The 24,885-nt window shown below is 67.6% G+C and carries 24 protein-coding genes; 18 read left to right on the forward strand and 6 right to left on the reverse strand.

The window, feature by feature from the left end; genetic code table 11:
* Nucleotides 1-12: 12 nt before the first annotated feature.
* Genes ASD87_RS25105 through ASD87_RS25115 form a run of 3 tightly spaced genes read left to right on the forward strand, consistent with a single transcriptional unit; the run spans nucleotide 13 to nucleotide 4,792 of the window.
* Complete coding sequence (locus ASD87_RS25105) at nucleotides 13-993, forward strand: tripartite tricarboxylate transporter substrate binding protein (RefSeq protein ID WP_056327666.1); 981 nt, start codon at nucleotides 13-15, stop codon at nucleotides 991-993.
* A 24-nt stretch (nucleotides 994-1,017) separates the two neighbouring features.
* On the forward strand, nucleotides 1,018-3,081 hold the full coding sequence (locus ASD87_RS25110; protein WP_056327667.1) for a hydantoinase/oxoprolinase family protein: 2,064 nt from the start codon (nucleotides 1,018-1,020) through the stop codon (nucleotides 3,079-3,081).
* Nucleotides 3,068-4,792 (forward strand): hydantoinase B/oxoprolinase family protein, encoded by a 1,725-nt coding sequence (locus ASD87_RS25115; protein WP_056327668.1) that lies wholly within the window; start codon nucleotides 3,068-3,070, stop codon nucleotides 4,790-4,792. The genes ASD87_RS25110 and ASD87_RS25115 overlap by 14 nt, the downstream gene beginning before the upstream one ends.
* 13 nt (nucleotides 4,793-4,805) lie before the next feature.
* Here ASD87_RS25115 and ASD87_RS25120 read toward each other — a convergent pair whose 3' ends face one another.
* Nucleotides 4,806-5,609: a GntR family transcriptional regulator gene (locus ASD87_RS25120; RefSeq protein ID WP_056327669.1), complete on the reverse strand. Its 804-nt coding sequence runs from the start codon at nucleotides 5,607-5,609 to the stop codon at nucleotides 4,806-4,808.
* 183 nt (nucleotides 5,610-5,792) lie between these two features.
* Between ASD87_RS25120 and ASD87_RS25125 the strand changes: the two genes are divergently transcribed.
* The 9 genes from ASD87_RS25125 to ASD87_RS25165 are packed head-to-tail and all read left to right on the forward strand — an operon-like array spanning nucleotide 5,793 to nucleotide 14,050.
* A complete protein-coding gene (locus ASD87_RS25125) occupies nucleotides 5,793-6,824 on the forward strand; it encodes an ABC transporter substrate-binding protein (RefSeq protein ID WP_056327670.1) in 1,032 nt (343 codons plus the stop codon).
* Between the two features lie 46 nt (nucleotides 6,825-6,870).
* Entirely contained in the window at nucleotides 6,871-7,938 is a 1,068-nt protein-coding gene (locus ASD87_RS25130; protein WP_056327671.1) for an ABC transporter ATP-binding protein, read from the forward strand.
* Entirely contained in the window at nucleotides 7,935-8,801 is an 867-nt protein-coding gene (locus ASD87_RS25135) for an ABC transporter permease (RefSeq protein ID WP_056327672.1), read from the forward strand. The genes ASD87_RS25130 and ASD87_RS25135 overlap by 4 nt, the downstream gene beginning before the upstream one ends.
* Before the next feature lies 1 nt (nucleotide 8,802).
* A complete protein-coding gene (locus tag ASD87_RS25140) occupies nucleotides 8,803-9,603 on the forward strand; it encodes an ABC transporter permease (RefSeq protein ID WP_056327673.1) in 801 nt (266 codons plus the stop codon).
* A complete protein-coding gene (locus tag ASD87_RS25145; protein ID WP_056327674.1) occupies nucleotides 9,603-10,760 on the forward strand; it encodes an FAD-binding oxidoreductase in 1,158 nt (385 codons plus the stop codon). Before ASD87_RS25140 ends, ASD87_RS25145 begins: the two co-directional genes overlap by 1 nt.
* A complete protein-coding gene (locus ASD87_RS25150; protein ID WP_056327675.1) occupies nucleotides 10,744-11,052 on the forward strand; it encodes a (2Fe-2S)-binding protein in 309 nt (102 codons plus the stop codon). Before ASD87_RS25145 ends, ASD87_RS25150 begins: the two co-directional genes overlap by 17 nt.
* A complete protein-coding gene (locus tag ASD87_RS25155) occupies nucleotides 11,049-12,491 on the forward strand; it encodes an NAD(P)/FAD-dependent oxidoreductase (protein ID WP_056327676.1) in 1,443 nt (480 codons plus the stop codon). The genes ASD87_RS25150 and ASD87_RS25155 overlap by 4 nt, the downstream gene beginning before the upstream one ends.
* Nucleotides 12,492-12,503: 12 nt before the next feature.
* The gene (locus ASD87_RS25160) at nucleotides 12,504-13,667 is read left to right on the forward strand and encodes an FAD-binding oxidoreductase (protein WP_056327781.1); all 1,164 of its coding nucleotides are present in this window, start codon (nucleotides 12,504-12,506) and stop codon (nucleotides 13,665-13,667) included.
* Nucleotides 13,664-14,050 (forward strand): RidA family protein, encoded by a 387-nt coding sequence (locus ASD87_RS25165; protein ID WP_056327677.1) that lies wholly within the window; start codon nucleotides 13,664-13,666, stop codon nucleotides 14,048-14,050. Before ASD87_RS25160 ends, ASD87_RS25165 begins: the two co-directional genes overlap by 4 nt.
* Here ASD87_RS25165 and ASD87_RS25170 read toward each other — a convergent pair.
* Genes ASD87_RS25170 through ASD87_RS25190 form a run of 5 tightly spaced genes read right to left on the reverse strand, consistent with a single transcriptional unit; the run spans nucleotide 14,025 to nucleotide 19,986 of the window.
* Nucleotides 14,025-15,305: an amidohydrolase family protein gene (locus ASD87_RS25170; protein ID WP_056327678.1), complete on the reverse strand. Its 1,281-nt coding sequence runs from the start codon at nucleotides 15,303-15,305 to the stop codon at nucleotides 14,025-14,027. The two genes, ASD87_RS25165 and ASD87_RS25170, sit on opposite strands and share 26 nt — an antisense overlap.
* A gap of 43 nt (nucleotides 15,306-15,348) precedes the next feature.
* Entirely contained in the window at nucleotides 15,349-16,299 is a 951-nt protein-coding gene (locus ASD87_RS25175) for an ABC transporter permease (RefSeq protein ID WP_056327679.1), read from the reverse strand.
* A gap of 10 nt (nucleotides 16,300-16,309) precedes the next feature.
* Nucleotides 16,310-17,383 carry an ABC transporter permease gene (locus ASD87_RS25180; RefSeq protein WP_056327680.1) on the reverse strand — a complete coding sequence of 358 codons (1,074 nt, stop codon included), beginning with the start codon at nucleotides 17,381-17,383 and terminating at the stop codon, nucleotides 16,310-16,312.
* A gap of 45 nt (nucleotides 17,384-17,428) precedes the next feature.
* Nucleotides 17,429-18,958: an ABC transporter ATP-binding protein gene (locus ASD87_RS25185; protein WP_056327681.1), complete on the reverse strand. Its 1,530-nt coding sequence runs from the start codon at nucleotides 18,956-18,958 to the stop codon at nucleotides 17,429-17,431.
* Nucleotides 18,955-19,986 (reverse strand): BMP family protein, encoded by a 1,032-nt coding sequence (locus tag ASD87_RS25190; protein ID WP_056327682.1) that lies wholly within the window; start codon nucleotides 19,984-19,986, stop codon nucleotides 18,955-18,957. Before ASD87_RS25190 ends, ASD87_RS25185 begins: the two co-directional genes overlap by 4 nt.
* 451 nt (nucleotides 19,987-20,437) lie before the next feature.
* Here ASD87_RS25190 and ASD87_RS25195 point away from each other — a divergent pair, with 451 nt between their 5' ends.
* From ASD87_RS25195 to ASD87_RS25220, 6 genes are all read left to right on the forward strand, one after another.
* Complete coding sequence (locus tag ASD87_RS25195) at nucleotides 20,438-21,352, forward strand: DedA family protein/thiosulfate sulfurtransferase GlpE (RefSeq protein ID WP_056327683.1); 915 nt, start codon at nucleotides 20,438-20,440, stop codon at nucleotides 21,350-21,352.
* A 113-nt stretch (nucleotides 21,353-21,465) separates the two neighbouring features.
* The gene (gene panE, locus ASD87_RS25200) at nucleotides 21,466-22,392 is read left to right on the forward strand and encodes a 2-dehydropantoate 2-reductase (RefSeq protein WP_056327684.1); all 927 of its coding nucleotides are present in this window, start codon (nucleotides 21,466-21,468) and stop codon (nucleotides 22,390-22,392) included.
* 259 nt (nucleotides 22,393-22,651) lie between these two features.
* Entirely contained in the window at nucleotides 22,652-23,263 is a 612-nt protein-coding gene (locus ASD87_RS25205) for an NAD(P)-dependent oxidoreductase (protein ID WP_056327685.1), read from the forward strand.
* Between the two features lie 63 nt (nucleotides 23,264-23,326).
* Nucleotides 23,327-23,785, forward strand: a complete 459-nt coding sequence (locus ASD87_RS25210) for a nuclear transport factor 2 family protein (protein ID WP_056327686.1) — start codon at nucleotides 23,327-23,329, stop codon at nucleotides 23,783-23,785.
* Between the two features lie 7 nt (nucleotides 23,786-23,792).
* Nucleotides 23,793-24,356: a flavin reductase family protein gene (locus ASD87_RS25215; RefSeq protein ID WP_056327687.1), complete on the forward strand. Its 564-nt coding sequence runs from the start codon at nucleotides 23,793-23,795 to the stop codon at nucleotides 24,354-24,356.
* Nucleotides 24,357-24,361: 5 nt separating this feature from the next.
* Nucleotides 24,362-24,868 carry a nucleoside 2-deoxyribosyltransferase gene (locus ASD87_RS25220; protein ID WP_056327688.1) on the forward strand — a complete coding sequence of 169 codons (507 nt, stop codon included), beginning with the start codon at nucleotides 24,362-24,364 and terminating at the stop codon, nucleotides 24,866-24,868.
* Nucleotides 24,869-24,885: the final 17 nt, after the last annotated feature.

A 24,885-nucleotide genomic window follows, 5' to 3' on the forward strand; every position in this document is an offset into this window, starting at 1 on the left:
GGAAACCAAGCCATGAAAACAGGGCTACTTCGCAGTTGCTGTCGCATTGCCGCCGGCGTCGCGCTCTTTGCCGCCGCCGGAACCGCCACCGCCGCCTGGCCTGACAAGGTCATCCGCATCGTCGTGCCGTTCGCGGCCGGCGGCTCCACCGACCTGGTAGCGCGCAAGATCGCCGAAGGACTGAGCCAGCGCCTGGGCGCCAACGTCATCGTCGAAAACCGGCCCGGCGCGGGCGGCACCGTCGGCACCGAGTACGTCGCGCGCCAACCCGCCGACGGCTACACCATCCTCATGGGATCGGTCAGCACGCACGGCAGCGCGCCCTGCGTCTATTCCAAGTTGCCGTACGACGCGGTCAAGGACTTCACGCCGCTGACGGTCGTGGCCACGATCCCCAACGTCATGTCGGTGAACCAGTCCGTCCCCGCCAACAACCTGCAGGAGTTTGTGGCCCTGCTGAAGAAAGAGCCCGAGAAGTATTCCTTCGCCTCCAACGGCCAGGGCACGTCCAACCACCTGGCCGCCGAACTCTTCAAGTCCACCGCCGGGGTGTCGATGGTGCATGTGCCTTACCGCGGCTCCGGCCCCGCGCTCATCGACCTGGTGGGCGGACAGATCAACATGATGATGGACGTCGTGATGACGTCGTACCCCTACATCAAGGACGGAAAGATCAAGGCGCTGGCGGTGACCTCGCCGCAGCGCTCGGCCATGTTGCCCGACGTGCCCACTGTCGCCGAGTCCGGCTACCCCGGTTACGAGGCCATGGTGTGGTTCGGCATGCTGGCGCCCGCCAACATGCCCGAACCCTTGCGCACCAAGCTGACCGACGGCCTGGTGCAGACCCTGCACGCGCCTGCCATGAAGACCTATCTCGAGCAGCAGGGCGCTCAGGTGTCGGACGTTGCGGGCCCGGCGTTCGGCTCGATGATCAAGGACGAAATCAGCAAGTGGTGCCAGGTGGTGAAGAAAGCCGGCATTCGTCTGGACTGACCCTCATTTTTTGGAAAGAACGATATGTATCGCATAGGGATAGACGTCGGAGGCACGTTTACCGATTTCACGATGATCGACGAGGACGCCGGCGTGGTGCACTTTCACAAGGTGCCCTCCACGCCGCACGATCCCTCCGAGGCCATCGCCACGGGCATCGGTCAGATGCTTGCGGATCATGGCGTCGCGCCGTCGCAGGTGTCGCACGTGGGCCATGGCACCACGGTGGCCACCAACCTCATCATCGAACGCAAAGGCGCGCGCGTCGGCCTGATCACCACACGGGGCTTTCGCGACGTGCTGGAGATTGGCCGCCAGACGCGCCCGCACCTGTACGACTACAGCGTGGGCAAGCCGCCCGTCGCGGTGCCGCGCGAATTTCGCGCCGAAGTCGACGAGCGCGTCAACGCGGCGGGCGAGGTCCTGACGGCGCTGGACGAAGCGCAGGTGCGCGATGCGGCGCGGCGCTTCGCCAAGGCCGGCATCGAGGCCGTGACGATCTGCTTTCTGCATGCTTACCGCAACCCGGCGCACGAGCGGCGCGCGGCCAGCATCGTCCAGGAAGAAATGCCGGATGCGTACATCAGCCAGTCGTCCGAGGTGTTGCCCGAGTTCCGCGAATACGAGCGCCTGTCCACCACCGTGCTCAATGCGGCGGTCGGGCCGAAGATGGCGCGCTACCTGGAGCGTTTCCTGAAGCGGGTGCGGGAACTGGACATCGGACATGAGCCGCACACCATTCATTCCAACGGCGGCCTGATGTCGATCGCCACGGTGCGCCAGTATCCGGTGCGCACCTGCCTGTCCGGCCCCGCCGCCGGCGTGGTCGGCGCCGCGGCCGTGGGACGCGCCATCGGCAGCCTGAACCTCGTGACGTTCGACGTGGGCGGCACCAGCACGGACGTGTCGCTGGTGTGCGAAGGCAGGCCGCTCTTCACCTCGCACCGCCATGTCGCCGGCTATCCGGTCAAAACGCCGATGGTCGACATCCATGTCATCGGCGCGGGTGGCGGCAGCATCGCGTGGCTGGACGATGCTGGCGCGCTGAAGGTGGGTCCGCACAGCGCGGGCGCGGTGCCGGGCCCGGTGGGCTACGGCCGTGGCGGCCAGGAGCCCACCATCACCGACGCCGAAATCGCGTTGCAGCGGCTCAACCCCGTGGCGCTCTTGAACGGCCGCATGCCGGTGTACGCCGATGCGGCGCGCGAGGTCATCCGCGGCCGCGTCGCCGAACCGCTGGGCCTGTCCATGGAGGCGGCTGCCGAGGGCATCCTGCGCATCGCCGCCGCCAACATGAGCCGCGCGATCCGGGCGGTTTCCACCGAGCGGGGCTACGACCTGTCGCGCTTTGCGCTGTATGCCTACGGCGGCGCGGGTCCGCTGCACGCCGTGGAAGTGGCCGAGGAATGCGGCATCCCCGTCGTCATCGTGCCGCAGGAACCCGGCACGATGTGCGCGCGCGGCATTTTGCTCAGCGACATCTCGTTCGACTTCGTGCAAAGCGAGATATCGCTCGCCAGCGAGGACACGTGGCCCGCCATCACCGCCATCTTCGAAGGGCTTGCCGCGCAGGCGCGCGACTGGCTCGCGTCCGAACGCGTCGATCCCGCGCTGCGCGTGTGCCACAGCGCGATCGACGCGCGCTACGAGGGGCAGAACTTCGAGGTGCAGGTCAGCCTGGACGACACGGGCCCGGGCGGCTACGCGCAATTTGCGCGGCGCTTTGCAGAGGCCCATGAGCGCGAATACGGCTACACGGTGGACGATCGCAAGGTGCAGATCATCAATTGCCGCATGCAGGCGGTCGGACAGGTAGTGAAGGCGCCGCTCGCGCCACGCCATGTGGGCGGCACGCTGCAGGACGCACGGCTAGGTGAGCGCAAGGCGTACTTCGGGCCGGCGCATGGCTGGCTGCAAACGCCCGTGTACGACCGCGACCGCGTGCCGACCGGCGCGCGCTTTCAGGGCCCGGCGCTGCTCGAGGAAATGAGCTCGACCACGGTGGTCGGCGTGGGCCACGAGGCCAGCGTCGACGAATTCGGCAACCTGATCATCCGTTTGCAAGGAGGCTCGCATGAACAAGCCTGATTCCATTGAACCGCGCGAGGCGGACAGCGCCTCGGTCCTGGCGGATCCGATCGGCATGGAGGTGTTCTGCAACCGCCTGCTGTCGATCACCGAAGACATGAACAACACGCTGGTGCGCGCCTCGTTCTCGACCAACATCAAGGAGCGCAAGGATTGCTCGGTGGCGCTCTTTGACGCGGCGGGGCGGCTGGTCGCGCAGGGCACGCAGATTCCGCTGCACCTCGGATCGCTGGACGGCGCCATGCGCGCCATCCAGCGCACGTTTGCCGAAGACCAGATCCGCGACGGCGACGTGTTCATCTGCAACGATCCGTACCTGGCCGACGGCAGCCACCTGCCCGACATCAACATCATCACGCCGGTGTTCTGGGAAGGCACGCTGCGATTTTTTGCCGCCAACATCGCGCACCACTCCGACGTGGGCGGCGCCGTGCCTGGCTCTATCGCCGGAGGGCTGAAGTCGATCTTCGAGGAAGGCATCCGCATCCCCGCCTGCCGCCTGGCCCGCGCGGGCGAGACCGACGAGGACCTGCTGCGTCTGATCTGCGCGAACACCCGCGATCCGGAAGAGCGCGTGCTCGACCTGCGCGTGCAGATGGCGACCAACCGCCGCGGCGCGGCCGCGGTGCAGGGATTGATCCGCCAGATGGGGCTGCAGGCTGTGCTGCGCTCGGTGGACGACGTGATCGCCTACACGCGCAAGCGCCTCTTGAACCGCATCGCCGAGCTGCGCCCCGGCAGCTACACCTTCCGCAGCGATCTTGACGACGACGGCATGGGCGGCGATCCGGTGCCCATCCAGGTGACGCTGACCGTCGGCCCGGACAATCTGCATTTCGACTTCGACGGATCGGGCAAGCAGGCGCGCGGCGCCATGAACCTGCCGTTCAATGCCTTGCGCGCCTGCGTGTACTACGCGGTGAAGGCGCTGCTGGATCCGGACCTGGCGCCCAATGCCGGGCTGTTCGATCCGATCACGCTGTCCGCGCCCGTGGGCACCATCACCAATCCCGAGCATCCGGCCGCGGTGGGCGCGCGGTCCATCACCGCGCAGAAGGTGGCTGGCGCAATTTTCGGTGCATTCCGGGGCCTGCTGCCCCCGGAAAAGACCATGGCTTCCAGCAACGACTGCTGCCCCGCCATCGTGTTCTCGGGCCGGTGGCGCGAGCGCGCGGGACACTTCGTGTACCTGGAAACCTTGGGCGGCGGCGCGGGGGCGCGCTTCGATGCGGACGGCATGGATGCGGTGCATGTGCACATGACCAACACTTCTAACCTGCCGGTCGAAGCGCTGGAGAACGAGTATCCCCTGCTGATGGACGAGTACGCGATGATTCAGGACTCGGGCGGCGCGGGCCGCACGCGCGGCGGCATGGGCATCGCCAAGCAGATACGCGCGGTGGGACCAGGCATCGTGTTCTCGGCGCGCTCGGACAGTCACACGGTCGGCGTGGCCGCGGGCGTTGACGGCGGTGGAGATGGCCGCCGCGCGCGCCTGATCCGCAACTTCGGGACGCCGCAGGCCGAGGAGCTTTTCTCCAAGACCGCCAACATTGCGCTTACGGCCGGCGAAAGCGTGCGCATCGAAACGCCGGGGGCCGGCGGTTATGGCGCGCCGTCGGAGCGGCTGCGGGCGCGCGTGGAACAGGACCTGGCTGACGGCAAGATCAGCCCTCACGCGGCGCGTGCGGACTATGGGCTGTCCGCGTAGACCGAGCCGCGCGTCAACTGACGTTCAGGGTCATCGAATACTTCATCTTGTCGTGCGGAAACGTGGTGATGGTGGCAAGCAGCAGCACGCCGCCGTCGCCGTAGTAACGGCGGGTGATGACAAAGCCCGGCGTGCCGGTATCGACTTGAAGTTGCCTGGCGATCGCCGCGCCGATGGGCGTGGCGGAGAACTCCTGGTTGACCTCGGTGATGCGGTCGCCGAAATGGTCCTCGATCAGCCGCAGCAGCGAGATCCGCGACTTCACATCCACCTGCACGTTCGAATGCGCCGGGTTCGTGTAGATGAGCGTGCTGGCGGCCGGCACGTCGGGATCGTCCAGCGTCTTGATCGAGTTGATGTGCAGCCATTCTTGCCCGGCTTCGCAGCCCAGCGTTTCGGCAAGGCGCTTGGTCAGCTTGACGGTGCGAACGTCCTGCACCAGCAGCGCCGCGTTGCGTGCGTACTGCAGCAGATCGGGAAACTGCGAGATGCGCTGCGTGAAGCGGGTCGTCGCGCGGGCGGTTTCGACACGCGTGCCCACGCCCGGCCGGCGCGACACCACGCCCGCCACCGTCAGCATGCGGATCGCTTCGCGGATGGTGTGGCGGCTGGCGCCGAATTGTTCGCACAGTTCGTGCTCGGTGGGAAGCAGCGTCATGACGGGGTAGCGCCCGGAGCTGATGTCCTGCGAGAGCGACTGGTAGATGCTCTTGTAGCGGGGGCCACCCGACATGTCTGCCGGGAGCGCCGCGCCGGGCCGGCCGCGGGCCTGCCGCTCCCCGCCGGGGCTGGCAGCGCGCTCGGAGGATCGGGTCATGAGGTTGGCTCCTTGATTGGTTTTATAGGGTTTGTCCGGACAATAACCGATTGACAAGGCAGTCATGCGGGATTCATTATTTGTCCGGACATTCATGTACGGACAAATTGTACGGCGGACATGAGGTCGCCGGGCAACAAATCAGTCGGTTCTTGCAGTTCTCTTCCAAAATTCGGGGGTTCTATGAGCAAGGTACTTGCAGTGCTCGCGGCGGCGGCGGTAGCGGCCGGGCTGGGCGCAAACGCACAGGCGCAGCAGAAACTGGTGGTGGCCGGCTACGGCGGCTCGTTCGAAGACATCATGCGCAAGGACATCTTCCCGCCCTTCGCCAAGCAGCATGGCGTCGAGCTGGATTACGTGGCCGGCAATTCCACCAACACCGTGGCGCGCTTGCAGGCGCAAAAGAGCAACCAGCAGATCGACGTCGCCATCATCGATGACGGCCCCATGTACCAGGCCATTGCGCTGGGTTTTTGCGAACCCATCAAGAACCTGCCCGCCGACGACATCTACACCACCGCGCGCTACAAGGACGACAAGGCGGTCGCCATCGGCATCGTGGCCACGGGCATCATGTACAACAAGAAGGTCTTCGACGAGAAGAAGTGGGCCCCGCCCACGTCCTGGAAGGACCTGAAGGATCCCAAGTACAAGAAGCAACTGGTCATTCCGCCGCTGAACAACACCTATGGCCTGCACACGCTGGTGGAATATGCCCGCGAAGGCGGCGGCGGCGAAAAGAAGATCGATCCGGGCTTCACCACGTTCAAGAACGAGGTCGGTCCCAACGTGCTGGTCTATGAGCCGTCGCCCGGCAAGATGACCGAGCTCTTCTCCAGCGGGCAGGCCACCATCGCGGTCTGGGGCAGCGGCCGCGTCAAGGCGTTTGCCGACACGGGCTTCCCCGTCGGATTCGTCTATCCGCAGGAAGGCGCGTACGCGCTGCTGTCTTCCGTGTGTCCGATCGCCAAACCCAATGCCAACCCGAAGGCGCAGGCCTTCGTCGAATACCTGGTGTCGCCCGAGGTCCAGGAAAAGCTCGCTTCCGCGTACGGCTATGGTCCGGTCAACAAGAAGGCCAAGGTCACGGACGATCCCCGTGTGCCGCTGCCCATCGGCAAGCGCGCCGCCGATCTCATCGTGATCGACTGGGACACGGTCAACCAGAACCGGGACGACTGGAACAAGCGCTGGACGCGGGAAATCGAGCGCTGACGCGTGGGCATACGGGCGGCGCCACTGCCGCCCACCGGGAGCATTCATGACCTATCTTGTGCTTGACCGCCTGAGCAAGCGCTACGGCGACACCACGGCCGTCGAAAACCTGAGCCTGTCGGTAAACAAAGGCGAATTCATTTCGCTGCTGGGGCCGTCCGGCTGCGGCAAGACGACGACCCTGCAGATGATTGCCGGCTTTGTCGAACCGTCCGGCGGCAGCATCGTGCTGAACGGCAAGGACGTCAGCAAGGTGCCCGCCAACAAGCGCGGGCTGGGCATGGTGTTCCAGAACTATGCGCTCTTTCCGCACATGACCGCGGCCGAGAACGTGTCGTTCGGCCTGGAGATGCAGCGCGTGAAAAAGGACGAGCGCCTGGCCCGCGTGGCTGACGCGCTCAAGCTCGTGGGCCTGTCGCATCTGGCCGACCGGCACCCGGCGCGCATGTCCGGCGGCCAGCAGCAGCGCGTGGCGCTGGCGCGTGCGCTGGTCATCCGGCCCAGCGTGCTGCTGCTGGACGAACCGCTCTCCAACCTGGACGCCAAGCTGCGCGAAGAGATGCAGCTGGAATTGCGCAGCATCCAGCGCACGGTCGGCACCACGACTATTCTCGTCACGCACGATCAGTCCGAGGCGCTGGCGCTGTCGGACCGCATCGTGGTGATGAACCAGGGCCGCGTCGAACAGGTGGCCGAACCCTTTGCCGCGTACGAAGGGCCCGCCAGCCATTTCGTGGGCGGGTTCCTGGGCAAGGCCAACGTTTTCACGCCGCAGGCCGAGCAGTACGAGGGCGAGACCCGCGCGCGCATCGGCGAGGCCCACATTGGTCTGGCGGGCGCACCGGTGCCGCAGGGCGCGGTGATCGTGCGGCCCGAAAAGATCCTGTTTTCCGAGCCCGCGGCCTGTGCATTGCCGGGCCGCATGAAGACGCGTGTCTTCCAGGGCAACCATTGGTTGTGCCAGGTGGAAACGTCGGTCGGTGAAGTGATGGTGATCCGGCAGAACGACGGCGTGCCGGTGCCCGCCGAAGGCCAGACCGTGCATCTGCGCTGGCGCGCGCAGGACATGTGCGCCGTCGATCCGGCGGCCGCGCCGCAAGGCAACGCGTCATGAGCGCGCGCACCAATCCGTGGGTGCTGAGCGCCCCGGCGCTGGTGGTGTATGCCACGTTCCTCGTGGTGCCGATGGCGCTGGTGTTTCTGATCAGCTTCTTCGACTTCCAGTTCTACGGCGGCATCGAGGCCACCTTTACCTGGAAGAACTACATCGAGATCTTCTCGGACGGCTACTACTACGAGATCTACGCGCGCACGTTTGGCGTGGCCGCGGCCGTGACTGTGGCGTGCCTGGTGCTGGGCACGGCCGAAGCCTACGTGCTGTCGCGCATGGCCAACCCGTGGAAGGGCCTTTTTCTGATGGTGGTGCTTGGCCCGCTGCTGATTTCGGTGGTGGTGCGCACGCTGGGCTGGGCGTTGCTGTTCGGGTCTACAGGCCTCATCAACAAGGCGCTGATGGGCATCGGCCTGATCTCCACTCCCATCGACCTCATGTACAGCAACCTGGGCGTGGGCATTGCGCTGACGCACGTGCTGGTGCCCTTCATGGTGATCTCGGTGTGGGCCTCGTTGCAGCGGATCAATCCCGCTACCGAGGCGGCCGCGCTGTCGCTGGGCGCCAGCCAGTTCACCGTCATCCGGCGCGTGATCGTGCCGCAGGTGATGCCCGGCATCCTCTCGGGCGCAATCATGGTGTTTGCGATGGCCGCCAGCTCGTTCGCCACGCCAGCCATCATCGGCGGACGGCGCTTGAAGAACGTGGCCACCGCCGCCTACGACGAGTTCCTGAACACCCTGAACTGGCCGCTGGGCGCGGCGCTGGCCGTGGTGCTGCTGGTGGCGACCGTGGTCGTGCTGCTGTCGGCCAACCGCATCATCGAGCGCCGCTACGGGGCCGTGTTCAACCAGGCCGGAGGCTGACATGCAATTTCGCAACGGCCCCATCGGCCTCGTCTTTCACACGCTGTTCATCCTGTTCATCCTGGCGCCCATCGTCATGGTGTGCGCGGTGGCGTTCACGTCCGAAGGCTTCATTTCGCTGCCCTCGGGCGGGCTGTCGCTGCGCTGGTTCCGCGCCATCCTGGACAACCCGCGCTTTGTCGATGCGTTCTGGTTCAGTTTGGGCTTGGGCACGCTGTCGGCCACGCTGGCCATCGGACTGGCCGTGCCCAGCGCATTGGCGATCGCGCGCAACCGCTTCACGGGCCGCGAAGCGCTGGTGGCGTTCTTTCTGTCGCCGCTGATGATTCCGCACGTGGTGCTGGGCCTGGCGTTCCTGAAGTTCTTCACGACCGTGGACCTGGCCGGCACGTACTTCGGCCTGGTCGTGGCGCACGTGATTCTCGTCATGCCGTATGCGCTGCGGCTGGTGCTGGCCTCGGCAACGGGCATCGATCCGGCGCTGGAGCGGGCGGCGCAGTCGCTGGGCGCGTCCAACTGGACGGCATTCCGGCGCGTGGTGCTGCCGCTCTTGCTGCCGGGCGTGGTCAGCGGCTGGGTGATCGCGTTCATCACCAGCTTTGACGAACTGACGATGTCGATCTTCATCGCCTCGCCGTCCACCACGACGCTGCCGGTGCGCATCTTCCTGCATATCGAAGACACCATCGATCCGCTGGTGACGGCGGTGTCGGCGGTGCTGATCTACGTGACGATCATTGCCATATTCATCCTGGACCGCGCGGTCGGCCTGGAGAAGCTGTTTGTAGGAAAGGGACGCTGATGACGGAAGAGAAAGAACTGGCGCCGCGCGCGCCCGTGCACCGCGGCATCTACGATGCGGCGGTGATCGGGGGCGGTCTGGTCGGATCGGCCGTGGCCTACGGGCTGCGCCGCGAACTGGACCACGTGGCCGTGCTGGACGAAGGCGACGTGGCCTACCGGGCTTCGCGCGGAAACTTCGGCCTGGTGTGGGTGCAGAGCAAGGGCATGGGCCTGCCGCGCTACGGCGTGTGGACCATGACGTCGGCCACCGGCTGGCCCCGGCTTGCCGCCCTGCTGCAGGAAGAGACCGGGGTCGACGTGCACCTGGAGCAGCGCGGCGGCCTGCACGCGCTCCTGAGCGACGAAGAGGTCGAGGCGCGCACGCGCTTCATGAACACGCTGCTCGCGCAGCCGGGCATGGCGCAGTACGAGTGGAAGATGCTGGATCGCGCCGAGGTCGCGGACCTGGTGCCGGGCATCGGACCCGAGGTGCGCGGCGCGACGTGGACGCCGGTGGACGGCATTGCCAACCCGCTCAAGCTGCTGCGCGCGCTGCACATGAGTTTTGCACAGCGGGTTGTGGATTACCTGCCGCAGCGGCCGGCGCAGAGCATCCGCCTGCGTGACGGCGTGTTTGAAATCGCCACGCCCGGCGGCACGGTGCGCGCACACAAGGTGGTGCTGGCCTCGGGGCTGTCCAACAAGCAGCTTGGCGAGCAAGTCGGTCTTGACGTGCCGGTGCGGCCGCAGCGCGGCCAGATCGTCGTGCTGGAGCGCACGCGCCGCATGCTGGAGACGCCGTTGTCCACGCTGCGCCAGACCGACGAAGGCACGTGGCTCATCGGCGACTCGCAGGAAGAGGCCGGCTATGTGGACAACCTGGTTGGCCTGCCGATCCTGGGCACGCTTGCCGACCGCGCCGTGCGCACCCTGCCCGCGTTGCGGGACGTGCGCGTGGTCCGCAGCTGGGCGGCGCTGCGCGTCATGTCCAAGGACGGCTTTCCGATCTATCAGCAATCCGAAACGTGCCCGGGGGCGTTCGTCGCCACCTGTCACAGCGGCGTGACGCTCGCCGCCGCGCACGCGCTCAACTTGGCGCCCATGATCGCCGCCGGCAAGCTGGCCGACGACATGGCGCCTTTCTCGACCCGGAGGTTTCATGTTCAAGCGGCTTGACGAGGCGCAGCGGCAGGCGCAGGGCGCGCCGGTGCGGGTAACGGTCAATGGCGCCGAAATGCTGTGCCGCCAGGGCGATAGCGTGGCGGCGGCGCTCTTTGCGGGCGGCGTGCAGGCCTGCCGCGACACGGCCGTCAACGAGGTCCCGCGCGGCCCCTACTGCATGATGGGCGTCTGCTACGACTGCCTGGTCACCATCGACGGACAAGCGAACCAGCAGGGCTGCATGACGCCCGTGCGGGAAGGAATGAAGATCGAGCGCCAGTTGGGCGCGCGCAAGGTGCAGGCATGATCGACACGATGCAATGCGATTTGCTGGTGGTGGGCGCCGGCCCGGCCGGCCTGGCGGCCGCGACGCTGGCCGCGAACCTGGGCGTGGATACCATGCTGCTCGATGAGCAGCCCGCGCCCGGCGGCCAGATCTACCGCGCCATCACCACCACCCCGGTCACCAACCGCGGCATCCTGGGTGAAGACTACTGGCACGGCGCGACGCTGGTGCCGCCGTTCCAGCAGTCCGGTGCGCGCTACGTGCCGGGGGCGACCGTCTGGGCCGTGGCGCAGCGCACCGCGCCCGAGCCGGCCGACGGTTTCGAGGTGGCGTACTCGGTGGCGGGCGAGGCCCGCATCGTGCACGCGCGCCGCCTGCTGCTGGCCACCGGCGCACAGGAGCGGCCCTTCCCGATTCCGGGCTGGACGCTGCCGGGCGTCATCACTGCGGGCGCGGCGCAGATCCTCTTGAAATCATCCGGCGTCGTGCCGTCCGACCGCACCGTGCTGGCCGGTTGCGGGCCGCTGCTGTACCTGGTGGCCTGGCAGTACCTGAATGCGGGCGTGAAGGTCGACGCGCTGCTGGAAACCACGCCGCCGGGACGCATGGGGCAGGCGCTGCCCAAGGTTTGGGGCTTTCTGCGCTCGCCGTATCTGGGCAAGGGACTGAAACTGCTGCGCGCGGTCAAGGCAGCCGTGCCCATCGTCAAGGGCGTGACGGCGCTGGAAGCGCTGGGCGACGGCAAGCTGCAAAGCGTGCGTTACACGGCGGGCGGCGTCACCAAGACGTTGCCTGCGGATCAGCTGATGCTGCACCAGGGCGTGGTGCCCAACGTGAACCTGTCGCGCGCGGTGGGCGTGGCGCACCGCTGGAACGACGCACTGGACTGTTGGGAGCCAGACGTCGACGAATGGGGCACGACGGGGGTGGACGGCGTCGGCATGGCGGGTGACGGCGCGGGCATCGCCGGGGCGCTGGCGGCCGAGCATCGCGGCCGGCTGGCCGCTCTGCAGGCCGCGCATCTGCTGGGCCGCATCGATGCGGACAAGCGCGACAGCGAAGCCGCTGCGCCGCGCGCGGCGCTGGCGCAGGCCGTGCGCGGCCGCGAATTCTTCGACACGCTCTACAAGGCGCCGGAGGCGTTCCGGCGGCCCACGGGCGACACCATCGTGTGCCGCTGCGAGGAAGTGACCGCCGCGCAGGTGCGCGAGACCGTCAAGCTGGGCTGCAGCGGGCCGAACCAGATGAAGGCTTTCCTGCGCTGCGGCATGGGTCCGTGCCAGGGCCGCTTCTGCGGCCTGACGGTGTCGGAAATCATTGCCGAGGAACGCGGCGTGCCGACCGAGGAAGTGGGCTATTACCGGCTGCGCTTTCCGACCAAGCCGCTCACGCTGGGCGAACTGGCCTCGCTGCCCCAGACCGACGATTCGCGCCAGGCCGTCGTCCGCCTGAAGAAATGACGGGTGGACACCATGACCGTTCACCCGCGGGCGGCTGAAGTCATCATCATCGGCGGCGGGCTGCATGGCAGCTCGGCCGCGCTGCATCTGGCGCGCGCCGGCGTGCGCGCGCTGGTCATCGAAAAGAACTACGTGGGGCGTCACGCCTCCGGCGTCAATGCGGGCGGCGTGCGCACGCTGTCGCGCCATCTGGCCGAAGTGCCGCTGGCGCTGGCCTCGCGCGAGATCTGGTATCGCATCGGCGAACTGGTGGATGACGATTGCGGCTTTGAGCAGCACGGGCAGGTGCGCGTCGCCGAGAACGCGGCGGATGCCGAAACGCTGCGCGCACGGCTCAAGACCATGACGGACCACGGTTACACGCACGAGCAGTGGATAACGCGTGAAGACCTGCTGGATCTGATTCCCGCGATCGCGCCCACCGTGCAGGGCGGCCTGATCGCGCGCGAGGACGCGGCGGCCGATCCCTACCGCACCACCCTCGCCTTTCGCATGAAGGCCGCCAGCCTTGGCGCGCGCTTTCTGGAAGGCGTACGCGTGCAAAGCGTGATGCGGCAGGACGGGCAATGGCGCGTGGAGACGGATGACGGCGTGTACACCGCGCCGCAGGTGCTGAACTGCGCGGGCGCGTGGGCGGATCGCATCGCCGCGCAATGGGGCGAGCCGGTGCCGCTGCTACCCATCAGTCCGATGATGCTCGTCACGCTGCGCATGGATCACTTTCTGGATCCCGTGGTGCTGGGCACGGGCCGTGCGCTGTCGTTCAAGCAGCGCACCAACGGCACCGTGCTGATCGGCGGGGGCCGGCGTGCCTGGGTGGACCGGGATGCCGAATGGACCGAACTGGATTTCCGCTCGCTGGCCGAGGGCGCGCGCACGGTGGTGGACCTTTTCCCGCACATGCGCGACGCCATCGTGAACCGCGGCTGGGCGGGCATCGAGGCGGCCATGCCCGATGAGATCCCGGTGATCGGGCGCAGCAGCCGGCATGAGACCGCCTTTCACGCCTTCGGGTTTTCGGCGCACGGCTTCGAGCTCGGGCCCATCGTGGGCCGCATCATGGCCGACCTGATCACGACCGGCGCGACGGACCTGCCGATCGCGCCATTCCGGATTGAACGTTTTTCGGATGCCGGCATGGCATCCGCCCCATCGACCAAGGAGCAAGACGAATGAACGATATCGTGCGCAGGGAAACCAACGAGCGCCTCTCCCGCATCGTGATTCACGGCGACACCGTCTATATCGCGGGGGTGACGTCGACCGCGGAGGGCGGCATCGAGGCCCAGACGCGCGACGTGCTTGCCAAGATCGACGGCTATCTGAAGCAGGCGAACACCGACAAGTCGCGGCTGCTGTCCGTGCAGATCTGGCTCAAGGACATCGCGCGTGACTTTGCCGGCATGAACGCCGTGTGGGCCGAGTGGGCGCTGCCGCGCGCGATGCCCACCCGCGCCACCTGCGAGGCCAAGCTGGCCTCGCCCGACATGCTGGTGGAGATCATCGTGACGGCCGCGGCGCAGCCGGCTTACGTCAGCGGGCCGACGTCTGAAAGCTGACTTCGCCGGGGCGGCCCGGCAGATGCAGCGTGGCGGTGGCCGGCGGCGTGGTCGCCACCACCTTGCCCGCGCGCAGCACCATCAGGCGCGTGGCGCGCAGGCGCAATGCCTCCACCGCGTCGCGCGCCTGCAGCAGCACCAGGTCGGCGCGCTTGCCGATCGCCAAGCCCGTCTCGTCCAGGCCTAGGATCTTGGCGGGCGTGGTCGTCACCGCTTCAAAACAGGCGCGCATCGCGTCCTGTCCCGTCATCTGGCCCACGTGCAGGCCCATGTGCGCGACTTCCAGCATGTCGCCTGAACCCAGGCTGTACCACGGGTCCATCACGCAGTCGTGGCCGAAGGCGACTGGCACGCCGGCCGCCATCAGCTCGGGCACGCGCGTCATGCCGCGGCGCTTCGGATACGTGTCGTGGCGGCCCTGCAGCGTGATGTTGATGAGCGGATTGGCAATCGCGGACACGCCCGCTTCGCGGATCAACGGGATCAGCTTGGACACGTAGTAGTTGTCCATGGAATGCATGGACGTCAGGTGCGAGCCCGTCACCCGGCCGGAGAGGCCGAGCCGCTGCGTGTGATAGGCCAACGTTTCAATGTGGCGCGACAGCGGATCGTCGCTTTCGTCGCAGTGCATGTCCACGCGCAGGCCGCGTTCGGCCGCCAGTTCGCACAGGATGCGCACGGATTCGGCGCCGTCCTGCATGGTGCGTTCAAAGTGCGGAATGCCGCCCACCACGTCCACGCCCATGTCCAGCGCGCGCTTCAGGTTGTCCAGCGCCCCGGGCGCGCGCAGCACGCCGTCCTGCGGGAAGGCGACCAGTTGCAGGTCCAGGTAGGGTTTGACCTTCTCGCGCACGTGCAGCAGCGCTTCCGTTGCCAAGAGGCGCGGGTCGCAGACATCCACGTGCGAGCGGATGGCCAGCAGCCCGCGCGCCACGGCCCAGTCGCAATAGGCCAGCGCGCGTTCGACCAGCGCTTCCTGCGTGAGCAGCGGCTTGAGCTCGCCCCACAGCGCAATGCCTTCGAGCAGCGTGCCCGACTGGTTCACGCGCGGCAGGCCAAAGGACAGCGTGGAGTCCATGTGGAAATGCGCGTCGACGAAGGGCGAGGTGACCAGTTGACCGGCGGCGTCCACCGTCTGCGCGGCCTCGGCCTTCAGGGCCGGTTCCAGCGCGGCGATGCGGCCATCGGCCACGCCGATGTCGATGTTGGTGCGGCCGTCGGGCAGCGTGCAGTGCTTAAGAATCAGGTCAAGCATGCGTGTTCCTTGCGAAGAATGTCAGTGGCGTCATGTCGTCCCGTCACCGTTCGCCTTTGCGGTAAGGCTTCATCAAGGCCTGCGGGTAGGCGGCGCGGCGCGCCATGAACACCAGGGCCAGGATGGACAGGATGTAGGGCAGCATCAGATACACCTGATACGGCAGTTCGGGCATGCCCGGCAGCGCCGCGCCGCCCTGTTGCAGGCGCAGTTGCAGCGCGTCGAAGAACGCGAAGATCAGCGCGCCCAGCAGCGCCTTGCCGGGCCGCCACGACGCAAACACCACGAGCGCCACGCAGACCCAGCCGCGGCCGTTGACCATGTTGAAGAAGAACGCGTTGAACGCCGCCAGCGTCAGGAAACTGCCCGCCACGCCCATCAGCGCCGATCCCGCCACGATAGCGCCGATGCGCAGGCGCGTCACGGACAGGCCCTGGCCTTCGGCGGCGGCGGGGTTCTCGCCCACCATGCGCACGGCCAGCCCCACCGGCGTGCGGTTCAGCACCCAGGCCAGGATCGGCACGGCGGCCAGCGCGATCAGCGTCATGGGCGTCTGTCCGGCCAGGACGGGGCCGATCAGCGGAATTTCCGCCAGAAACTTCATCTCGGCAAAGGGGGTGATCGTCGGCGGCGCGGACACGCTGGGGAACGTGACGCGGTAGGCAAAGTAACTGAGGCTGGTGGCCAGCAGGGTCACGCCCAATCCCGAGACGTGCTGCGACAGGCCCAGCGGCACCGTCAGCACGGCGTGCAGCAGGCCGAACACGGCGCCGGCCAGCGCGGCGGCCAGCACGCCTACGTACAGCGGGGCGCCCAGGTAGACGACCAGCCAGCCGGTGAAGGCGCCGGCCACCATGATGCCCTCGATGCCCAGGTTCAAGACGCCGGCACGCTCGCACAGCAGCACGCCCAGCGTGCCCAGAATCAGCGGCGTGGCCAGGCGCAGCACGGCCACCCAGAACGCCGAGGAACTCATCAGATCCATCCATTCCATGGCGTGCTCCTCAAGCCTTGTTGCGGCGCAGGCGGTACTGCGCGAATAACGTCGCGACCAGCATGGCGAGCAGCGAAGTGGCGACGATGACGTCGGCGATGTAGTTCGGCACGGCGATGGCGCGGCTCATGCTGTCGGCGCCGACCAGCATGCCGGCCACGAAGATGCTGGCCAGGATCACGCCCAGCGGATGCAGGCCGGCCAGCATGGCGACGACCACGCCCGTGTAGCCGTACCCCGGCGACATATCCAGCGTGACGTAGCTGGTGCGCCCCGCGACCTCGATGGCGCCGGCCAAGCCGGCCAGCGCGCCGGACAGCATGGCGGTGCCCAGCATCACGCGGTTCACCGGCAGGCCCAGAAAGCGTGACGCATGGGCGTTGGCGCCCACCGCGCGCATCTGAAAACCGAAGACGGTGTAGCGGTTCAAGAGCCACAGGCCCAGCGCCAGGCCGGCGGCCCACAACAGGCCTGTGTGGGCGCGCGTGCGTTCGATGAGTTTGCCCAGTTCCAGGTCGCCGTTCAGCGCCACCGATTGCGGCCAGCCCATCGCCATCGGATCCTTCATCGGGCCGTCCAGCATCATCGACACGAACAGCAGCACGATGAAGTTGCCCAGCAGCGTGGTCACCACCTCGTCGACGCCCAGGCGGGTTTTCAGAAGGGCCGGAATCAGCAGCAGCAACGCGCCGGCCAGCGCCGCGGCCAGCATCATGCCGCCAAACAGCACCGGCACCGGCAGGTCAAAGCCCGTGCCGTCGTGCAGGCCGCCCACGGCCACCGCCGCCAGCGCGCCCAGATAGAGCTGCCCTTCCGCGCCGATGTTGTAGAAGCGCGCGCGAAAGGCCACGGCACAGGCAAGGCCCGTCAGCATCAGCGGCGTGGCGCGCGTCAGGGTTTCGGACAGCGCGAAGCGCGTGCCGAACGCGCCTTCGAACAGCAGCGCATAGGTGCGGCCGACGGGGGCGCCGGCCCAGGCCACCAGCAGCGTGCAGACCGCCAGCGTGAAGAGGATGGCCGCGATGGGCGCCAATGCCAGCGCAAGGCGGCTGGGCTCGGGGCGGCGTTCCAGGATCAGTTTCATGGGATGCTCAAAAGTGAAGAAAGCCAGGCGGCACGGTTTGCACCGTCACGCCCGGGTTCCCGTCATGGCCAGGCCGACGGTGGCCGGCGTCCATTCGGCCACCGGCTTGACCGCGACCAGCTTGCCGCCGCACAGCACGGCGATGCGGTCGGCCAGCGCAAAGATCTCTTCCAGGTCCTCGGACACCAGCAGCACGCCGGCGCCGCGGGCGCGGGCGGCCAGAAGCTGCTCGCGCACGTAGGCGACCGCGCCGATGTCCAGGCCCCAGGTGGGCTGATCGGCCACGATGAAGCGCGGCTCACGCGCCAGCGTGCGGCCCAGGATCAGCTTTTGCATGTTGCCGCCCGACAGGCTGCGCGTGCGCACGTCCAGCGAAGCGGCGCGCACGTCGAACTGCTTGGCCAGCGACGCCGCGTAGGCCTTGCCCGCGCGGGCGCGGATCAGGCCATGACGCGCGAAGCGCTTGTCCTTCAGGTCTTCGACGATGGCGTTTTCCCACAAGGGGCTGTCGCCAATCATGCCTTCGCCGTGGCGGTCTTCCGGGATGCGGCCCACGCGCGCGGCGGTCCAGCCGGCGGGCGTCGTCGGCGCCGCAGCGTGTTCCGGACCCAGCCGGATCGTGCCGTCCGAGGGCTGGCGCAGGCCGGTCAGCACCGACACCAGCGCCTGCTGGCCGTTGCCGGCCACGCCGGCGATGGCCACGATTTCATGCGTGTGGACCACGAGGTCCAGGCTGTCCAGGCGCGGCGCGCCATCGCGGCTGTCGCGCACGGTGACCTGGGACAGCGTCACCACGGGCGCGGCCTGCTCGGCGGCCGAAGCGGCCTCGGAGCGCGGCATGACCACCTTGCGGCCCACCATCAGTTCGGCCAGTTCCGCCGGATTGGTGCCCGCGGTGTCGCGCTCGGCGACCAGCTTGCCTTGCCGCAGCACGGCCACGCGGCGCGATACGGCCATCACTTCGTCCAGCTTGTGCGAAATGAAGATGACCGCCAGTCCTTCGTCGACGAAGCCGCGCAACGTGGCGAACAGATCCTGCACTTCCTGCGGCGTGAGCACGGCGGTGGGCTCGTCCAGGATGAGCACGCGGGCGCCGCGGTACAGCGCCTTCAGGATTTCGACGCGCTGTTTTTCACCGACCGACAGCGTGCCCACGCGCGCGTCCGGGTCCACGCCCAGGCCGAAGCGCTGGCCCAGTTCCACCAGGCGCTTGCGGGCCTGGCCGCGGCCCGAGGCCAGCTTCCAGAGCGATTCGGTGCCCACCATGATGTTGTCCAGCACGGTGAGGTTGTCGGCCAGCGTGAAATGCTGGTGCACCATGCCGACGCCCGCCGCCAGCGCGGCGTCGGGCCGGCCGGCGGGCAGGGGCTTGCCGAAGACTTCGATACTGCCGGCGTCGGCCACGTAGTGGCCGAACAGGATCGACACCAGGGTCGATTTGCCGGCGCCGTTCTCGCCCAGCAAGGCCAACACTTCGCCCTGGCGCAGCGTGAGCGAAACATCGTCGTTGGCCGTCAGGCTGCCGAAGCGTTTGGTGATCCCCGTCAGTTGCAGGGCGAGAGGCGCTTGATTCATCGTGCCGAGGACTTGGGTTCTTTGTCGTTGACCTTGACGGTGAAGCTGCCGTCCAGGATCGCCTTTTCCTTGGCCTGGACCTTGGCGATCAGGTCAGCCGGGATCTTCTGTTCGAAGGTGCCCAGCGGCGCGAGCGACGAGCCCTTGTGCTTCATCAGCGAGTACTGGCCGAAGTCTTCGGCCTTGAACGTGCCGGCCTTGACCTGCTTGAGCGCTTCGTCGATGGTCGGCTCCATGCTCCACAGCGCCGAGGCGACGACCGTCTCGGGGTATTGCGGCTGGGTGTCGATCACGTTGCCGATGGCCAGCTTGCCGCGTTCCTTGGCGGCGTCCGACACGCCGAAGCGTTCGGCGTACAGCACGTCCGCGCCCTTGTCGATCATCGCGAAGGCGGCTTCCTTGGCCTTCGGGGGATCGAACCACGAGCCGATGAAGGTCACGGTGAATTCAGCCTTCGGATTGATTTCCTTGGCGCCCTCGATGAAGGCCTGCATCAGGCGGTTCACTTCGGGGATGGGATAGCCGCCGACCAGGCCGATCTTGCCGGTCTTGCTCATGCCGCCCGCGATCATGCCGGTCAGGTAGGCCGGTTCCTGGATGTAGTTGTCGAACACCGAGAAGTTGGGCTGCTGGGGCTTGCCCGACGAACCCATCAGGAAGGCGGTCTGCGGATAGTCCTTGGCGACCTTGCGGGCGGCGGCTTCCACGGCGAAGGCCTCGCCCACGATCAGCTTGTTGCCTTGTTCCGCGTACTGGCGCAGCACGCGCTCGTAGTCGGCGTTGGTGACGTTTTCCGAGAACGTGTACTCGATGTCGCCACGGTCGCGCGCGGCCGACAGCGCCTTGTGGATGCGCGATACCCATTGTTGTTCGACCGGCACCGTGTACACGGCGGCGACCTTGGTCTTGGCGGGCGCCTGGGCCAGGGCCGCGCCCGAGAACAGCATTGCGCCGGCTGCAGCCAAGGCCAGCTTGAGCAGGCCGCGGCGGGCGATGCCGCTGGCGGTCGAAAGGGAAAGGGATTTCATGCAGGTGACTCCTACGCGGGGAAGGACAGGGAATGGAGATGAGGGGGGATGACGCCCGCAGCACGGAGGCCGCTGCGGCCGGCAGGCATGCCGGGCAGATCGTGCGTGAACGGGGGCGTGGGCTCGGTCATCGGATGGGAGCGCCAGGCGGCGCACCCGCCCGAATGGTCGAGTTCTCAGCCTGTCCTGGCGAAGCAATTTGTATGCCACGGGGCAGTCCCGCGACAAGGCGGGCAAACCTGATGGCCGGGCAGAATTATAGGCACCCTCGCGGGGAAGCGTGGCACCACATTGGTGCGCCGCTTTCGGGCGGGACGGCCATCGGGGCGCGGGGGGGCGCGAATGGAACAGACCGTTGCCGCGCGGCTGGCAGGGTCTATGGCCCCGGCGCGCCGCCGCGCGCCTAAAATCCGCGGATTAGCCGCGCCGCGCGCGGCAAGCTGGAAATCCCATGCAAGATATTCAATTGCTGCTCGAGCAGTACGGCGGGTGGCTGGTGTTCGGCAACGTCCTCATCGAGCAGGCCGGGCTGCCGGTGCCCGCCTATCCCATGATCATCGCGGCCGGCGCCCTGGCCGGCGCCGCCGGCTGGCTTGTGCCGCTCCTGGCCGCGACGGCCGCCTGCCTCATCGCCGACAGCCTGTGGTACTGGGCCGGGCGGCGTTACGGGTCGCGCCTCTTGGGCGTGGTCTGCAAGGTGTCGCTGTCGCAGGATTCGTGCATCCGCCAGACGCAGCGCCTGTATCTGCGCATCGGCGTGCGCGCGCTCTTGGTGTGCAAGTTCCTGCCGGGCGCGGGCGCTTTGTCCACCGTCATGGCGGGGCTGACCAACACGCCGTACCGGCGCTTCTTTCTCTACGACCTGGCCGGCGCGCTGATCTGGGTGGGCTCGGCCCTGCTGCTGGGCGGCCTTTTCCACAGCGTGGTCAACGACGTGCTGGACATCCTGGGCACCTACGGCCCGATGGGACTGGCGGTGCTGGCGGCCGTGCTGGGGCTGTACATCGTGGCGCGCTTTCTGCGGCGCAAGATCCTGCTGCGCAGCCTGCGCGTCATTCCGCGGCTGTCGGTGGACGAACTGATGCAGTGGCGCCAGAGCGGACGCGATGCGCTGGTTTTTGACGTGCGGCCAGAGGCCCAGCGCGACGCGGCGCGCATTCCGGGCGCCGTGGCCGTGGACCTGAAGCAGCCGCTGCCCGCGCTCGATCCCGGCGCGATCGATTCCGACATCGTGGTCTATTGCGCATGCCCCAATGAAGTGTCGGCCGCCCTGCTGGCTTCGCGGCTGCGCGCGGCCGGCTACCGCAAGATCTGGGCGCTGCGTGGTGGCTACGACGCCTGGGCCGAACGCGAACAGCAGGTCTGAAGCGTCCGGCGCATGGCCCCTCGGGAGGGCAGGCGCTGGGCGGCGCGCCAGCCCCGGGCGCATAATGCGCGCATCGGCCCGCGCCCGACGCGGGCAGCCAACAGGAGACAGGCATGCGGTTGTTGTTCTTGGGCGCCGGCGGCACCGGCGGATACTTTGGCGGACGCGCGGCGCAAGCCGGCGCGGACGTGACGTTCCTGGTGCGCGAGCCGCGCGCCGCGCGCATCCGCGAACACGGACTGCGGATCCAGAGTCCGCTGGGCGATGCCACGCTGCACCCCAAGCTGGTCACGCAGCAGACGCTGAAGGACAGCTACGACATCGTCGTCTTGTCGTGCAAGGCCTACGACCTGGACAGCGCCATCGAGGCCATCCGTCCGGCCGTGGGTCCCGACACCGCCGTGCTGCCCATCATGAACGGCGTGCTCCAGTACGACGTGCTGGACCGCGAGTTCGAGCCGCATCGCGTGCTGGGCGGCCTGTGCCAGATCAACGCCACCCTCGGTCCCGAAGGCGAAGTGGTCCACCTGGGCAAACACGCCAACCTGGTGTTCGGTGAACGCGCCGGTCCTGCCCGCAGCGAGCGCTGCGTGGCGCTGGAGCAGGCGCTGGCGGGCGGCGAATACGTCAGCCGCCTCAGCGAAAACATCTACCAGGACATCTGGGAAAAGTACGTCATGCTGACGACGCTGGCCGCCGCCACCTGCCTGATGCGCGGCTCGGTCGGCGAGATCGCGTCGACCGACGACGGCGTGGACTTCCTGCTCGGCCTGCTGCAGGAATCGCAGGCGGTCGCCGCGGCCTCCGGCCATACCGTGCGGCCCGAGGCGGACGCCACCGTGCGCAAGCTGCTGTCCGACCGCACCCAGCCCATGACTGCCTCCATGTTCCGCGACCTGCGCCAGGGCCTGCCCGTGGAAGCCGACCACATCGTCGGCGACATGGTCCGCCGCGCCCGCACGCTGGGCGTGGACGCCACCTACCTGCGCGTGGCCTATTCGCACCTGCAGGTCTACCAGGCGCAACGCGCCGCCCGCTGATCGCGGGAGCGGCCCCCTGTTCAAGCGGGGCCGCCGGGCGCACACTGATTGCGCGTGCCGCGGCGTGCGGCGCGCGTCCGGTCATCTCGCGCTGCCACCGGTTCGCACCCATTGGTGCACGGTTTGCAAAAAACTCTTCCTGGTTAGCGGGTTTTTCGTTCGGATTTGACCGAATAGTATGGCTTGGCCTGAGCCGAAGCCCGCGCCGCCGCAATCGTGCGGCGGCCGCTCCCGGCCCATCCCTCCCAGGAGCAAGACCATGAAAATCGCATTGATCGGCATTACCGGCCGCGTGGGGTCCCGCGTGGCGGACGAATTGTTGAAGCGCGGCCACCAGGTGACGGGCATCGCGCGCAACCCGGCCGAGGTCAACGAGCAGCCGGGCCTGACGGTCCGCCAGGGCGATGCCACCGATCCCGAAGGCCTGACCCCGATCCTGGCCGGCCACGACGCCGTCATCAGCGCCACGCGTTTTGTGTCCACCGATGCCAAGCCCCTTCTGGCCGCCGTGAAGAACGCCGGCGTGCCGCGTCTGTTGGTGGTGGGCGGCGCGGGCAGCCTGCTGGTCGCGCCCGGCAAGATGCTGATCGACACCCCCGAGTTCCCGGACGCCTATAAGCCCGAGGCGCGCGCAGGCGTCGTGTTCCTGGACACGCTGCGCCAGGAAAAGGTGCTGAACTGGACCTTCCTGTCGCCTTCGGCCATGTTCGAGCCCGGCGAGCGCACCGGATCCTTCCGCGTGGGCGACGACAACCTGCTGGCCGACGACGAGGGCAAGAGCTGGATTTCCATGGAAGACTACGCAATCGCCCTGGCCGACGAAGTCGAAACGCCGCGGCATTCGCGCCGCCGCTATACCGTCGGATACTGATCTTCCGCCGTGTTTGTTTGTAAACTGGCAGGCCGCCAGCCGGCGTCATTTGAGTAGTCCTGTATGCGTATGAAGTGGAAATCCTTGGCCGCCTGCCTGCTGGTCGCCGCCAGTTGCGTGGCGGCTGCGCCGGCGCTTGCGGCCGCGCCGCAGTCGAACAAGGAAATTGCCGTCGCGTTCTTCCGCATGATGTTCCAGGACCGCGATATCGACGAGGCGGTGCGCCTGTACGTCGGCCCGAACTACACCCAGCACAATCCGTACATGCAGGACGGTGTCGGGCCGATGGTCGACTTTTTCCCGCGCTACTTCGAGCAGCATCCGCAGGCCATCGTCGAGATCAAGCGCGTGATCGCCGAAGGCGACCTCGTCATGATCCACAACCTGTGGCGCGACTCGCCCGAAGACCGCGGCCAGGCCGTGGTCGACATCTTCCGCCTCGAAGGCGGCAAGATCGTCGAGCACTGGGACGTAAGCCAGGAAATCCCCGAGAACCCCGCCAACAAGAATGGCATGTTCTAGGCTGCCCATGATCGAACCCGTCGACCTGCCCCGCGCCTATCTGCTTTTGAACCACGGCCCGACCGTGCTGGTGACCAGCGCGCACGGCGGCGCCCGCAACGTGATGGCCGCGGCCTGGGCCATGCCGCTGGACTTCAGTCCGCCCAAGATGCTGGTGGTGGTGGACAAGAACACCTGGACGCGCGAGCTCATCGATGCCTCGGGCGAATTCGCGCTGTGCATTCCGTCGCGCGCGCAGGCGCATGCCACGCTGCAGGTGGGCTCGCACTCGGGGCGCGACGAAGACAAGTTCCAGGCCAGCGGCCTGACCACGTTTGCCGCCAGCAAGATCGGCGCGCCGCTTATCGAGGGCTGCCTCGGGTGGCTGGAATGCAAGGTCATCCCTGAACCCCACAATCAGCAGGCCTACGACCTTTTCATCGGCGAGGTCGTGGCCGCATGGGCGGCGCCGGACGTGTTCTCGGGCAACCGCTGGCACTTTCCGGCCGACGAGCGCCGTTCGGTGCATTACGTGGCCGGCGGCTCCTTCTTCGCCACCGGCGAAGCCTTCAACGTCGCCGATCCGGAGTAACGGCCATGCGCAGCGTGTATCTGGCGGGTTTCGACGTCTTTCTGCCCGACGCCGTGGCGCACGGCGAACGGCTCAAGACGCTGTGCGCCACCTACGGTTTCGAGGGCGTGTTTCCGCTGGACAACGCGGCGCCGCCGGAGCTGTCCGGACAGGCGCTGGCGCAGTGGATCTATCGCGCCAACGTCGCGCTGATCCGCCGCGCCGACATGGTGATGGCGAACCTGAATCCGTTTCGTGGCGCCGAGCCCGATTCGGGCACGGCCTTCGAGGTGGGTTACGCCATTGCCTGCGGCAAGCCCGTGTGGGGCTATACCGGCCAGTCGGGCAGCCTGATCGATCAGGTGGCGGTGGGGGCGGCAGCCGACGACGGTGTGTCGCGCATGGTCGACGCGCAGGGCCATACCGTCGAGGATTTCGGGCTGAGTCTTAACCTGATGCTGGCGTGCAGCGCGCGCATCGTGAATGGCGGCCCGGCGGACTGCCTGGCCAGCATGGCGCGCGAACGCGCCTAAGGCCGTGCGCTAGGGGC

The organism is Achromobacter sp. Root170, assembly GCF_001428165.1.
Taxonomy (GTDB): Bacteria; Pseudomonadota; Gammaproteobacteria; order Burkholderiales; family Burkholderiaceae_B; genus Achromobacter; species Achromobacter mucicolens.

Coding starts and splice junctions, on each gene's coding strand:
- ASD87_RS25105 (WP_056327666.1), top strand. CDS start 13: ATGAAAACAGGGCTACTTCGCAGTTGCTGTCGCATTGCCGCCGGCGTC.
- ASD87_RS25110 (WP_056327667.1), top strand. CDS start 1,018: ATGTATCGCATAGGGATAGACGTCGGAGGCACGTTTACCGATTTCACG.
- ASD87_RS25115 (WP_056327668.1), top strand. CDS start 3,068: ATGAACAAGCCTGATTCCATTGAACCGCGCGAGGCGGACAGCGCCTCG.
- ASD87_RS25120 (WP_056327669.1), bottom strand. CDS start 5,609: ATGACCCGATCCTCCGAGCGCGCTGCCAGCCCCGGCGGGGAGCGGCAG.
- ASD87_RS25125 (WP_056327670.1), top strand. CDS start 5,793: ATGAGCAAGGTACTTGCAGTGCTCGCGGCGGCGGCGGTAGCGGCCGGG.
- ASD87_RS25130 (WP_056327671.1), top strand. CDS start 6,871: ATGACCTATCTTGTGCTTGACCGCCTGAGCAAGCGCTACGGCGACACC.
- ASD87_RS25135 (WP_056327672.1), top strand. CDS start 7,935: ATGAGCGCGCGCACCAATCCGTGGGTGCTGAGCGCCCCGGCGCTGGTG.
- ASD87_RS25140 (WP_056327673.1), top strand. CDS start 8,803: ATGCAATTTCGCAACGGCCCCATCGGCCTCGTCTTTCACACGCTGTTC.
- ASD87_RS25145 (WP_056327674.1), top strand. CDS start 9,603: ATGACGGAAGAGAAAGAACTGGCGCCGCGCGCGCCCGTGCACCGCGGC.
- ASD87_RS25150 (WP_056327675.1), top strand. CDS start 10,744: ATGTTCAAGCGGCTTGACGAGGCGCAGCGGCAGGCGCAGGGCGCGCCG.
- ASD87_RS25155 (WP_056327676.1), top strand. CDS start 11,049: ATGATCGACACGATGCAATGCGATTTGCTGGTGGTGGGCGCCGGCCCG.
- ASD87_RS25160 (WP_056327781.1), top strand. CDS start 12,504: ATGACCGTTCACCCGCGGGCGGCTGAAGTCATCATCATCGGCGGCGGG.
- ASD87_RS25165 (WP_056327677.1), top strand. CDS start 13,664: ATGAACGATATCGTGCGCAGGGAAACCAACGAGCGCCTCTCCCGCATC.
- ASD87_RS25170 (WP_056327678.1), bottom strand. CDS start 15,305: ATGCTTGACCTGATTCTTAAGCACTGCACGCTGCCCGACGGCCGCACC.
- ASD87_RS25175 (WP_056327679.1), bottom strand. CDS start 16,299: ATGGAATGGATGGATCTGATGAGTTCCTCGGCGTTCTGGGTGGCCGTG.
- ASD87_RS25180 (WP_056327680.1), bottom strand. CDS start 17,383: ATGAAACTGATCCTGGAACGCCGCCCCGAGCCCAGCCGCCTTGCGCTG.
- ASD87_RS25185 (WP_056327681.1), bottom strand. CDS start 18,958: ATGAATCAAGCGCCTCTCGCCCTGCAACTGACGGGGATCACCAAACGC.
- ASD87_RS25190 (WP_056327682.1), bottom strand. CDS start 19,986: ATGAAATCCCTTTCCCTTTCGACCGCCAGCGGCATCGCCCGCCGCGGC.
- ASD87_RS25195 (WP_056327683.1), top strand. CDS start 20,438: ATGCAAGATATTCAATTGCTGCTCGAGCAGTACGGCGGGTGGCTGGTG.
- panE (WP_056327684.1), top strand. CDS start 21,466: ATGCGGTTGTTGTTCTTGGGCGCCGGCGGCACCGGCGGATACTTTGGC.
- ASD87_RS25205 (WP_056327685.1), top strand. CDS start 22,652: ATGAAAATCGCATTGATCGGCATTACCGGCCGCGTGGGGTCCCGCGTG.
- ASD87_RS25210 (WP_056327686.1), top strand. CDS start 23,327: ATGCGTATGAAGTGGAAATCCTTGGCCGCCTGCCTGCTGGTCGCCGCC.
- ASD87_RS25215 (WP_056327687.1), top strand. CDS start 23,793: ATGATCGAACCCGTCGACCTGCCCCGCGCCTATCTGCTTTTGAACCAC.
- ASD87_RS25220 (WP_056327688.1), top strand. CDS start 24,362: ATGCGCAGCGTGTATCTGGCGGGTTTCGACGTCTTTCTGCCCGACGCC.